Raw genomic sequence first — 12,491 nt, 5'->3', positions numbered from 1 at the left:
AACAAAATGAAAGGAATTAAGAAACTATTAACCGGAATCCTGGCAGCAACAATGGTCATGGGAATGAGTGTTACTGCATTTGCAGGAGAAAACACTTCAATTGTAGATGGAGCTGGAACAGAACAGAGTGCAAATACACAGAATGGCACTGCAGCTAAAGGATCGATTACGGTAAATAAGGCAGTTAAAGGTGAGAAATACAAGCTTTATAAAATTTTTGACTTTGAGGCTGCTGGTATTAGCGGGGAAAGTGGTGTATATACTATTGATTCAACAAGTAAGTGGTACGGATTTGTAAGTTCACAGACTAAATATCTGGAATTAACAAAGGTAACCGGTTCAGAAACAAAGTATTATGTTAAATGGAGTAATACTGATACCTCTGATAGTACTACAGGAAACGATAAAACAGCTATCGCTGCTTTTGCTAAGGCAGCACAGGCATATGCTGTTAAGGAGGGATCACCTGTTTCAGCTGATGCTGAGACAACTGCCGATGAAGAGGGGGCATCTTTTTCTGAATTAGACTATGGTTATTACATGGTAAGCTCCTCTGTTGGTGCTCTTGTTGGTATTGATACTGTTAACAGTTCAGTAACCATAAATGAAAAAAATGAAATTCCTACATCAGAGAAGAAAGTTGAAGAGGATTCAGCACGTTCTTTCGGTGATAAAAATGATGCCAATATTGGGCAGGTAGTTAATTACAAGTCTACAGTGACAATTCCTGCCGGTGGATCAACCAATGTAGTTTTTCACGATGCAATGACTTCAGGTCTTACTTTTGATTCAAAGTCAGTTGTCGTAAAAAATGGAGAAACAACCCTTGGCTCAGAGCAATATACTTTAGAAACAAGTAATATAGGTACAGATACATTCCAGGTTGTATTTAAGAACAGCTATACTGAGACTCTTACAGAGGCAACAACGATCACGATCACTTATTCAGCAACACTTAATTCAAACGCTGTAGTTTATGATAAGGAATCAAGTAATAAATATGGCGGCGGTAATGATAACCATTCAAAAATAACCTATGGTAACGCAGGTGAAACAGAATGGGATTGGACAAGAACCTATACATATCCTGTGGACATCATAAAGGTTGACGAGTCTGATAAACCACTTGAAGGAGCTGAGTTTACACTTTCACTTACGTCAAGTGCAAATAGTTTGATTAGTCTTGTACAGATAAGCGCTGGCAATGATAAAGATGCAGCAACTTACAGGGTCGCAACAAGTGCTGATGAAAAATCAACAACTAAGTTAGTAACACCAAAATCCGGTAAACTTTATATTTCCGGTCTGGATGCTGACACTTACTCGCTTACTGAGACAAAAGCTCCTGAGGGATTCAATCTTCTTGCAGAACCTGTTACTTTTGTAATTGATTCAAACACTGATTCAGCACAGGGCGATAACAATACTTCTCAGACAAAGATAGAGGTATCAAAAACAAGTAAAGGTGCAACATTTACAGAACTTTCTGTTGTTAATAAAACTGGTACACTCCTTCCTTCAACCGGTGGAATCGGTACAACAATCTTCTACATCGTTGGCGGACTTCTCATCGTTGCCGGAGTTGCTTACTTCATCGTTCGCAGAAAGGCAGATGCTGAGTGATTTTTTAAGGGTGTGAAAAAGTTAAATATATAATTTGAATCTTGTTTCTTATATGAAACTTACTGTGTTTCCGGTCAGGGGCTGCAGCTTTTGACCGGAAATGCAGAATCGATTCAAAGGTAGCAAATGTATATGGCTAAAAAGGTTTTCAAAAAGCAGCTTCCCAACATAATATTCGGACTTATTTTTCTGGTTGGGCTTGGGATATTTCTTTATCCATCTGTGAGTAACTATATCAATTCCAAGCATCAGAGCAGGGCAGTGTCAAATTATGATGAGGCTGTTGCCAATCTGACCAAAGAAGATTACAGTAAGTTTTGGGAAGAGGCCTACAAATTTAATGAGGAGCTTGCGGATGCGCAGGCAAGTACATTTTTAAGGCTTGAGGGTGAGATGAAGGACAGGTATTATGATACCTTTGATCCCACCGGTACAGGAATTATAGGAACAATTGAGATTGAGAATATCGGAGTTAACCTTCCGATATATCATGGAACCGAGGAATCGGTTCTGCAGGTTGGAATAGGACATCTTGAAGGTTCTTCTTTTCCAACGGGAACTACTTCAACCCACACTATTTTGTCGGGGCACAGGGGACTTCCGTCTGCGAAGCTTTTTACTGACCTTGATCAGATGATAGTTGGGGATACATTTTTATTACATATACTGGACAAGACCTTTGCTTATCAGGTGGACAGCATCAATATTGTGCTTCCGGAAGATACAGGGGGACTTGGAATATTTGATGGAAAAGAATATGTCACGCTGGTAACGTGTACGCCTTACGGCGTAAACACCCACAGACTTTTGGTGCGGGCAAAGCGTGTTGATTATAACGAAGAGACGAGACTTTTGGTACCGGCAGATGCGACCAGGTACAATTCAATTTATATGGCGCCGTTTATAGGTGCGCCGATGCTTCTTTTAGCATTTATCATCTTCCTGATAAGAACCAGAAGACCCGGGAAGGAACGTTGAGCTTTTTAATTGAGGAAACCGATTTATGAATAAGTTTATGAACAGGATCAGCAGAATACTGGCTTTTGTTATGGCGATGCTCCTGGTGGTGGGCGGAATGTCTTTTACCTCCTATGCAAGAGAGCCGATAGACAAAGGCAAAAAGGGCAAGCTCACCATAACATACAGATTCAAAGAGGATGGAACAGATTCCTATCAGAACTTTAAGGGGATAGAAGTTTCAATATACAAGATCGCATCTGTTTTGGAGGATGGTTTTTCTTTTGAACTGGACTCTCCATATAATACGCTGACAGATATTGATCTTAGCACCATTACCGATAAAGACACTGCAGCTGATACATGGAGCAAGGTTTTAAGAGCTGTAGAGTCCGAGGCGATCACCAACCACTCTGCTGATGCAATTACCGGTGTGACAGATGAAGACGGAAAAGCTGTTTTTGAAAACCTGGACCTTGGTATATATCTGGTAAAGAGTGCAGTGGTAGAAGAGGATGACTGCACATATGTTTTCTCAAGCTTTTTAGTATCTGTTCCACAGCTTGATGAAGAGACTGACGAATGGATCTACGATGATACATATTATGTTGCAGAGGCTTTTGCCAAGTGTGAGAGATTCCTTGTTGAAAAAGCTAAGTTTTCTCTCTACAAGAGATGGGCTGATGCAGGAGGTGAACAGTACAGACCACAATCTATCACTGTTGTGATAAAGCGTGACGGAGAAGCGTATGATACTGTTACACTCAGCCAGGATACGGGATGGAGCTATTCCTGGGAGGACAAGCCGGGTTATACATGGTCATTTGAGGAGTCCTATACCGGAGATGTTTCATATAATGTAAGCATTTCAGGCCCTGTATTTGGAGACGGTGGAGTTGTGGTTTACACCATTACAAACAGCTATACGCCCTCCAATCCGCCGGGGGATAATCCGCCTCCGCCGGGTGACACCCCTCCGGGAGATAATCCCCCGGGAACACCGGATCTTCCTGACGTGCTTGGCGCAATAAGGAATCTTCCACAGGTTCTCGGAGCCAGAAGACTTCCTCAGACAGGCCAGCTTTGGTGGCCACTTCCTATTCTTGTTATCACCGGCGTATTTTTGATCATCAAAGGCATCAGGAAGAACAGTAAGAACGCATGAAAAAAATTCAAGGATATATCTACATCGCCATTGGCGTAATTCTAATATGTATTGCTGCTTACATCGTCAAACATAACTTTGACGAGAACGCCCAGGCAGGAGCCTCATCTGACAATCTCCTGCTTGGCGTTATACAGCAGATGCCTGACACGGTGCTTCCAAGTGATTTTAATGGGCCAATGCCCATTGTGGATGTGGAAGGCAGAAGTTTTATCGGAACAGTGCAGATTCCGTCATTAGGTCTTTTACTACCTATTCAGGATGAGTGGAGTAAGGACAATGCCAAGGTTTCTGTGTGCAGATACAAGGGCTCTGCTTACGATAACGACCTGATCGTCTGTGGTCACAATTACGTGGAACATTTCGGCACACTTCCCGAGCTTAAGACCGGTGAAGAGGTTATCGTGACGGATATGAACGGGATCAGCTTCCACTATAAGGTTGCCAACATCGAGACTTTAGGTGCTTATGATGTGGAGGAGATGGAAGCAGGAGAGTGGGATTTTACCATGTTTACCTGTACCGTGGGAGGCTCGAACCGTGTGACTGTAAGGTGCGAAGCAACCGGAGAAGTCAGCGAAACCGGAACTGAGCCCGACGTTATAAAAGCAGCAGAAGAGAGCAAGCACATCAGAAAACAGAATTAAGATTATTAGCATCTGCTATAGGAGAAAAAGTTCCGTGGCAGATGCTTTTTTAATAGAAATTTTACCCCTCTATTGTGGACTGTACCTGGGCGTAGTAATATAATTAACTTGAGGAAGAAGCCTTATTTCAGAAAGGAGATGATGCAAAGTGATCATAGTAAAAATGAATGAAACAACAGTAGAATGCAGTATCGCAGCATCAGAACTCCATGAGATCGGCCTGACTCCCGAAGCGGTTGTAAATGGTGCAGAGAACACCACATCCTTCTTTGCACAGCTCAACAAGGAAGTTGGGGCGCAGCTTGATTATGACCCTGAGACAGAGGTCATGATGATGAGCAAGAACATGATGATGGACGGAAGCGTCCGCATATTTGCAGTTAAGATGAGTAACGACGACATTCAGAAAGCAGCTGACAGAATCCGCGGAGCAGCTGAGACCATCCTTAAGACCCTGACTCAGGAGAGGGTGGATGAGGTCAAGAAGAAGACCGGAAGAGACAAGGGAGTTGCTCTCAACGAGGTCATCACCAACGTTACCGATACCATAAACAGGATTTATGCAAGAGACTTTGAAGGCACACTGCCCAAAGAGCCTGAGGAGAGCGATTACAGCTACCAGCCTCTTTCCGAGTACGCTAAATATATGATGGAGTTTAAGAACCTTGAGGACATCGAGAGATTCTCAAAGGTTGTTCAGAAGCTTCCAATTGTTGATTCTACTCTTTACAAGCACAAAGATACGTTCTATCTCATTGCGGGACTTATGTCCTCTGAGGAGAGTGTGATCTACGATATGAGAAGAGCAGGAGTTGAGTACTCCGAGATGCTGACAGTGAATTCACCCGAGGCAATGTTCATCGAGGAGCACGGCGAATGCATCATGAAGGAAGATGCCATTATACATCTGGCAGATCTGGCAAAGTGATATGAACAAAAATGTTACGATACTAAATTTTTCAGGAATCTATGATCATGAGAGCTTTTATCTTCAGGATAAAAGCTCTCGTTTTGTTGATATGAAGGACATTTCGGGGACAAATGCATATTGCGATGATAGTGCGCGGGAGGAGATTCTGGGGCGCATTTCCGGTGACCTTGAGGACGATGGCAGGTCTTTTGCCCGGGGCATACATTTCATAGATAATGGCAACTATCATTACATCTCAGCGCTGTATACGAGCCTGGTAAAAGAGCCTTTCTCGCTGGTTGTGCTGGATCATCACCCTGACATGCAAAGGCCCATGTTTGACATTCTCTCCTGCGGCGGATGGGTGCTGGATGTTATCCAAAATAATCCGTTTGTGAGGGATATTCATATCATTGGTGCCGACAGGGGACTGATAGACGAGCTCGATGAAAATGGCGCTAAAAAGGCTAAATTTTATGATCTTGAAGATGTCTTTTTGGGGGATACGGGGATAAGCCTTCCTAAGACTGAGCATCCGGTTTATCTCTCGATTGATAAGGATGTCCTTAAGAGGGGCGAGATCGTGACCAACTGGGATCAGGGAGAGCTTTCAGTGGATGATCTGTTTGGGTTTGTGAGAGCTCTTTTTATCACTGAGAAGAAATGCTTTGACAGAGATATCATCGGGGTTGATATCTGCGGAGAGTGCACGCCGGACCAGGAGGGGTGCGATATTTCGAAGGCGATTGCGGGAAATGATGAGTTTAATTTGAAGATGATACAGTATTTGGACGATTTGGTGACGGAATTGCGATGAATGTGATATCATAGAAGTGTCTTTTACTATAAACTATGCGTTTGGAGGGGATATGGAAAAGAGATTCAGAGATTACTTAAGGCATCTTGAAAAGCTTGATTTTGACGTTATCTCAGAGGAAGAAATATGGGAAGAGCGCGAGGGGCTTGAGCTTAAGCTCACGGAGATCCATCAGGAGATGATGAGGCTCCTTATCCCAATGATGGCGCTTATTGTTTGTGCATGCATTTTCCTGGCTGCAGCTTTTGGAAATTTCTTTATCGGAAACTTTACCTGCGCGGCGGTTATGGCTCTTGCAGCAGCGTACATCGGGCTTAAATACAGGACACTGGTCAAGGTGGTAAAGCAGCTGTGTATCTATATCGACAAGCTGACTGTGAAGTGATATGAACGGTTTAAATCTTGTTCTTTCTTTAATTGCATCTATTGCTATTGTATCCGGCGTTTCGGCGCCGGATAATGTTTCTGTGGTGATGGTCGGCGACATACTCCTTCATACTCCCGTGGAGGAAAGTGCTGCGGATGTAGGTGGAAACTACAACTTCGACTTTATCTTTTCCAAAACTAAGGATTATATAGGGGCTGCCGATCTGGCCATGGTCAATCAGGAGGTCATAATCGGCGGTAAGGAGCTGGGCGTCTCGGGATACCCGGCTTTTAATGCGCCTTACGAGATAGGCGATGCGTTGTCGGAGGCGGGATTTGACGTGGTTTGCCATGCTACGAACCATGCTCTCGATAAGGGAAAACGAGGTGTGGTTAACACGCTTGGGTACTGGCAGAGCGCTCATCCGGAGATGACAGTGGTGGGGATAAACGGATCGCAGGAGCAGAAGGATGCGGTGGATATTGTTGAGAAGAATGGCATCAGGATTGCGATTTTGAATTATACTTATGGGACTAACGGGATTTCGGCGCCGTCTGATATGTCTTTTGCAGTGGATATGCTGGACGAAGATAAGGTGAAAAGAGATCTCGAGTATGCAGAGGCTAACGCGGATTTCACTATTGTCTGCCCTCACTGGGGGACGGAGTATCTGCACGGCATTGATGGGAGCCAGAAGAAGTGGACGGAAGTTTTTAGGGCCGGCGGAGCTGACCTTGTGATAGGAACTCATCCGCATGTGATAGAGCCTGTGGAATTTATTGAAGATGATGTCCCGGGGCATGGCAATAACCATGGCGGCGGAGATATGCTTGTTTACTACTCCCTTGGGAATTTCGTGAACTGGACTTCAGGGACGGGAGCTGGGACTTGCGATCGCATGGTTGGCGGAATGGCGCAGGTCACTCTGGCAAAAGATATATTGGGTGAAGTCAGGATTGTTGATAGCGGCGTTAAGGCGCTTGTCTGCCATGTGACCCACGGGCATAACGGAGTTGCAGTTTATCCACTATCGGACTATACTGATGAACTGGCGGATTTGAATGCCATAAGGGAGCAGGATAGCTCTTTTACCAGGCAGCAGTGCGTAGATATATGTAACAGCGTCTGGGGAAGTAATTGGAATTAGAGGTTAGGAAGATGAAGTACAAGGCAGTTATATTTGATATGGACGGAACCGTGCTTAATACCATCGAGGACATCACGGATTCGGTAAATTATATATTGGGGAAGTATGAGATTCCGCTGCGTTCGGTTGATGAGGTTAAGCACTTTGTCGGGAACGGCGCAAGGGTCCTGATGGACAAGGCGATTCCGGAGGGTGAAGCGCATCCGCTGTTTGAGCAGATCCTGGCGGAGTACGAGGCTTATTATGAGCAGCACTGCAACATCAAGACCGGGCCTTACAAGAATATTCCTGAGCTGCTAAAGGAACTTTCGGCGCGCGGCCATAAGCTGGCAATTGTTTCAAATAAGCCTATGGGAGCGGTTCGTGAGCTCAATAAGATTTATTTCGGCGAGTACGTGCCGGTCGCCATCGGGGTGACTGATAAGCTGCGCAGAAAGCCATATCCGGATGAATGTCTTTTTGCCATGGATGAGCTTGGTGTTACGAAGGAAGAGTGCATCTATGTGGGCGATTCCGATGTTGATTTCAAGACGGCTGTTAATACAGGGCTGAAATGTATCTCCTGTTTGTGGGGATTTAGAACAAAAGATGAATTAATTTCTGCCGGGGTTAAGGATAATTTTTTTGTAAATGATCCGTTGGAGATTCTAAATCTGGTGTGAGATGCGCATAAATACTGGGGTTGAGGCGCTGACAATAATCGTAAAAAAGTTTATAAATTTTTGTTGACGTTTTGGCCAGAACTTGTTATTATATAAAAGTCGTCGCGAGCGGTTAACGCTTCAGACGAACGGTTCGCGGAAGTGTCGGAATTGGCAGACGAGCAAGACTAAGGATCTTGTGATGCTTACATCGTGTGGGTTCAAGTCCCATCTTCCGCACTGAAAAAGAGGATCAACTCGAAAGAGTTGGTCCTTTTTCTTTTCCCCAGGTGAGTCACCGGGGACGTTTCAGTTTGACTCATTTTGAGTCATTGGGGACGTTTCAGTTTGACTCATTTTGAGTCATTGGGGACGTTTCACTTTGACTCATTTTTGTTTTGGGCTTTACAACAAATTCTTTGGATGATAGAATCTCTTTTATCAAAAATCAGTCCTATATCAGGACAACAATCAGAAATACATCTGATTGATTTCCCTAATAAATATATTTAGTTACAGGAGGAGTACTATGGCACGTCGTGCGCGGAGCATGAGTGAATCCGGGTACATGCATATTGTTGTGCGCGGAATTGGAAAACAAATACTATTTGAAGATAGGCAGGACTTCAAACACTTTTTAAACAGACTTGAACGTTTTTGCCTAGAGACAGAAGTGAAAATCTGTGCGTATTGTCTCATGGATAATCACGTTCACTTATTGGTTCATGGTGGATCATCATCAACAATTCTTTTAATGAAAAAGATGGGTGTAAGTTATTCGGAATACTACAATAAAAAGTATGATCGAGTAGGGCACCTTTTTCAAAATAGGTACTTAAGTGAGAAAATTGAATCGGAAAAGTATTTTCTTGCAGTGTTTCGATATATTCTTCAAAACCCTGAGAGAGCGAAAATATGCAAGAGTTCAGAGTACCGATGGAGCAGTTACAGCTTGTATAACGATCCGCCGGAGTTTATAGATTTGTCCCTGATAAAGTTAATGCTGGGTGATTATGAACACTACCGGGAATTTGTCGCATGTGAAAGTGATGAGCAGTGCTTGGATTATGTTAAGGCCAAACATGATGATGAGTGGGCAAAAGAGGAATTGAAAAAGTGCCTGAGTATTTCTTCGGGGACAGTTTTACAGAAATATTGTAGGATAGATAGAGATAATGCTCTTAGCAGGCTTAAGGAACGGGGATTGTCAATTCGGCAGATTGAAAGGCTTACGGGTATAAATCGTAGTACTATACAGAGAGCTAAGTGAATGTGGATGAGTCAAAGTGAAACGTCCCCGTTGACTCAAAATGAGACAAAGTGAAACGTCCCCGGTGTCTCAAAATGAGTCAAAGTGAAACGTCCCCAGTGACTCAAAAGGGTAAAAATAGTCGAGAATTATGGCAGGCTTCTTAGCTATTCTTAATTCACAAGGAGTTAAGCCGATGGATCATCAATTACAAGTTGTACGCATGATGCAGGATTACATCAAAGACCATATCAATGAAGATATTTCAATTGATACTATTGCAAAAGAGATCTCGTATTCAGCATCATATGCCAGAAAAATCTTCATAAAGCATCTGGGAATGACACCGGCGGTTTATATAAGGCGCCTTAAACTGTCGAAGTCAGCGCTTAAGCTGCGCGATGAGAATTGTCAGATTCTGGATGTGGCAATGGAAATGGGCTTTGGAAGTGTGGATGGATATCAGCGTGCTTTCAGACGTGAGTTTGGCTGTAATCCAAAAGAGTATTCGAACAGTCCTGTACCGATCTGGCTATTCACTCCTTACCTTGTAGAAGTTAAAGAAAGGAAGAAAGATACTATGAGTGAAACAAGAAATGTCTTTATTCAGGTGATTGAAAAGCCTGCTAGAAAAGTAATTATCAAGCGCGGAATAAAGGCCGATGAATACTGGTCGTATTGCGAGGAAGTAGGCTGCGATGTTTGGGGCCTTTTAACAAGCATTAAGTCTATCAGTGGAGAACCGGTATGCTTGTGGTTGCCAAAACATTTAAGAAAGCCGGTAACGAACGAATATGTCCAGGGAGTAGAAGTAGAGCCTGATTACTCCGGCGTAATTCCCGAAGGGTTTGAAACTATTGATTTACCGGCATCCACATACCTTCTGTTTAGAGGTGAACCGTTTGATCCCGATAATTACGTAGAGGCAATTGGCGAAATATGGGACGCAGAGAAGAAATATAATCCGGAGTTCATCGGATATGAGTGGGACGATATGAATCCAAGAATTCAGCTTGAGCCTATTGGAGAGCGCGGCTACATAGAACTTGTACCGGTAAAGAAACTGTAAAAATGAGTCAAAGTGAAACGTCCCCGGTGACTCAAAATGAGTCAAAGTGAAACGTCCCCGGTGACTCACAAATGTTATATTTTTCTAAAATGAACGCAAAACCGTTTATGTGATGTACAATTAATCTAGTATATTATACATATTCGGCTATTCTGAGCAGGATATACCTGAGGAGATAGATTGATGCGTTCGCTTAGAACAAGAATTACAGTTACAATGCTCTGCGTGATATTTGTGGCTCTGCTTTTCACCACGCTCCTGAGTGCAATCTTCATAAGAAGGACTGAGAGTCGCAAGACTGATCAGCTCCTTCTTATGCTGTGCAAGAACGGGGAAAAGAGCCTTGATTATTATTTCGACAGTGTTCAGAATTCGGTTGAAAGTGTAGCTGCCTTTGTGGAAGAGGATCTGGAAGGCACGAGTGATGAAGAGTTAAGCGAGCACATGGAGCGTGCCAGAGATTATTTTGGAATGATGGCGTCCGAGACAAAAGGAGTTCTTACATATTACTATCGTATCGATCCGTCCATCTCCACCAAAGAGAAGGGCTTCTGGTACATCAATCTTACAGGCGACGGCTTTGAAGAGCACGAAGTTACCGATATCACCCAGTATGATGTGAATGATACGTCGAAGCTGGTGTGGTTTACTGTCCCCAAGCATGAAGGAAAATCCATCTGGCTTCCACCGTACATAACTGACAATCTGGATGTACGCGTTATTTCCTACGATGCCCCGGTTTATTATAAGGGAGAGTTTATCGGTGTTGTCGGCATAGAAGTTGACTACACAACGATGGCTGAGGAAGTCGACAGCATACAGTTTTACGATAACGGATACGCATATCTTTGTGGCGCAGACGGCAAGCTCTTTTACCATCCACGCATAAATGTTACAGATTCAGCCGGAGCGACCAAGTATGAGATACCCTTTGATATGTCAGGCGATAGCTCTTTTGTGCGATATAAATATAACGGCGAGGAAAAAGAGGCAGCCTGGGTCCCTTTGAGCAATGGCATGCGCCTTATTGTTTCCGTCCCTGAATCGGAGACTAAGGGAGAATGGATAGGTCTTATTCAGAACATCTCTTTGGGAGCTATATTAGTGCTGCTAATATCAAGCCTGTTTCTTATGGTATATACCAGGCGCATAACAAAGCCCCTTGAGGAGCTGACTGAGGCAACCGAGCGGATAGAGAAGGGAAACTACGACTCAGATCTTACCTATGACGCAGACGATGAGCTTGGCAGACTTACAAGGTCTTTTAAAAAGCTCTCGGACAACATGGAGGCTCACATCAGCGATCTGAATGAGCAGGTATTTGTTGATGCACTTACACATGTCAAGAACAAGGGTGCCTTCGAGAAGATGGCAAAAGAGCTACAGGACCAGATAGATGGCGGAGCAGTAAAGCCGGAGTTTGCAATCGGCGCTTTTGACTGTGACAGCCTTAAGATAATCAATGACAAGTACGGACATGATAAGGGAGATGCATATCTTAAAGCAGCCTGCAATACCATAAGTAATGTTTTCAAGCACAGTCCCGTGTTCAGAATAGGTGGAGATGAATTCGCTGTAATTCTGAGGAAGGATGATTATCTTAACCTGGATACGCTTAGTAAGCAGTTTGACATTGCTTCAGAGACTACCAATGCATCAGCAGCCGTGGAACCATGGGATTACGTATGTATATCAAAGGGTTTTGCTGTTTATGATCCGGAGAGGGACAGTACAGTTACCGATGTTATGAGGCGAGCGGATAAGCTCATGTATGAAAATAAGCGTGAAAGAAAAGAATCCGGATACCACCCTTTTGGGCCTTGAGCCTGAAAGGGTGATTTTTTACAGTTTGCTTATTAAACGTTTATAAATGTATAATATATTGATGATATCATATAA

12 protein-coding genes and 1 tRNA gene are annotated in these 12,491 nt (G+C 43.6%); all 13 read left to right on the top strand.

The window, feature by feature from the left end:
* Window positions 1-6 precede the first annotated feature (6 nt).
* The 13 genes from G632_RS0102665 to G632_RS0102605 all read left to right on the top strand — a co-directional run bounded on the left by G632_RS0102665 (window position 7) and on the right by G632_RS0102605 (window position 12,416).
* Entirely contained in the window at window positions 7-1,623 is a 1,617-nt protein-coding gene (locus tag G632_RS0102665) for a SpaH/EbpB family LPXTG-anchored major pilin (RefSeq protein ID WP_022767487.1), read from the top strand.
* A 132-nt stretch (window positions 1,624-1,755) separates the two neighbouring features.
* Window positions 1,756-2,601: a class C sortase gene (locus tag G632_RS0102660; RefSeq protein WP_051154850.1), complete on the top strand. Its 846-nt coding sequence runs from the start codon at window positions 1,756-1,758 to the stop codon at window positions 2,599-2,601.
* A 25-nt stretch (window positions 2,602-2,626) separates the two neighbouring features.
* Window positions 2,627-3,745, top strand: coding sequence for a Cna B-type domain-containing protein (locus tag G632_RS0102655; RefSeq protein ID WP_022767485.1), 1,119 nt, complete (start codon window positions 2,627-2,629; stop codon window positions 3,743-3,745).
* Window positions 3,742-4,392, top strand: a complete 651-nt coding sequence (locus G632_RS20885; RefSeq protein WP_022767484.1) for a sortase — start codon at window positions 3,742-3,744, stop codon at window positions 4,390-4,392. The genes G632_RS0102655 and G632_RS20885 overlap by 4 nt, the downstream gene beginning before the upstream one ends.
* A 148-nt stretch (window positions 4,393-4,540) precedes the next feature.
* On the top strand, window positions 4,541-5,320 hold the full coding sequence (locus G632_RS0102645) for an adaptor protein MecA (RefSeq protein ID WP_022767483.1): 780 nt from the start codon (window positions 4,541-4,543) through the stop codon (window positions 5,318-5,320).
* On the top strand, window positions 5,286-6,119 hold the full coding sequence (locus tag G632_RS18610; RefSeq protein WP_022767482.1) for an arginase: 834 nt from the start codon (window positions 5,286-5,288) through the stop codon (window positions 6,117-6,119). The genes G632_RS0102645 and G632_RS18610 overlap by 35 nt, the downstream gene beginning before the upstream one ends.
* A gap of 52 nt (window positions 6,120-6,171) precedes the next feature.
* Window positions 6,172-6,504: a hypothetical protein gene (locus G632_RS0102635; RefSeq protein WP_022767481.1), complete on the top strand. Its 333-nt coding sequence runs from the start codon at window positions 6,172-6,174 to the stop codon at window positions 6,502-6,504.
* A 1-nt stretch (window position 6,505) separates the two neighbouring features.
* On the top strand, window positions 6,506-7,633 hold the full coding sequence (locus G632_RS18605) for a CapA family protein (RefSeq protein ID WP_022767480.1): 1,128 nt from the start codon (window positions 6,506-6,508) through the stop codon (window positions 7,631-7,633).
* On the top strand, window positions 7,624-8,295 hold the full coding sequence (locus G632_RS0102625) for an HAD family hydrolase (protein ID WP_242826701.1): 672 nt from the start codon (window positions 7,624-7,626) through the stop codon (window positions 8,293-8,295). Before G632_RS18605 ends, G632_RS0102625 begins: the two co-directional genes overlap by 10 nt.
* Before the next feature lie 135 nt (window positions 8,296-8,430).
* A tRNA-Leu gene (locus G632_RS0102620) sits at window positions 8,431-8,514 on the top strand.
* Window positions 8,515-8,803: 289 nt separating this feature from the next.
* Window positions 8,804-9,544, top strand: a complete 741-nt coding sequence (locus G632_RS0102615; protein WP_022767478.1) for a transposase — start codon at window positions 8,804-8,806, stop codon at window positions 9,542-9,544.
* A gap of 175 nt (window positions 9,545-9,719) precedes the next feature.
* Window positions 9,720-10,592 carry an AraC family transcriptional regulator gene (locus G632_RS0102610; protein WP_022767477.1) on the top strand — a complete coding sequence of 291 codons (873 nt, stop codon included), beginning with the start codon at window positions 9,720-9,722 and terminating at the stop codon, window positions 10,590-10,592.
* A 183-nt stretch (window positions 10,593-10,775) separates the two neighbouring features.
* Window positions 10,776-12,416, top strand: a complete 1,641-nt coding sequence (locus tag G632_RS0102605) for a sensor domain-containing diguanylate cyclase (protein WP_022767476.1) — start codon at window positions 10,776-10,778, stop codon at window positions 12,414-12,416.
* The last annotated feature ends 75 nt before the right edge of the window (window positions 12,417-12,491 follow it).

Origin of the sequence: Butyrivibrio sp. NC2007 (genome assembly GCF_000421405.1) — a bacterium.
Classification (GTDB): Bacteria; Bacillota; Clostridia; order Lachnospirales; family Lachnospiraceae; genus Butyrivibrio.
Note: the sequence above shows the minus strand (reverse complement) of the source record. Positions and strands in the feature narration are given on the sequence as shown.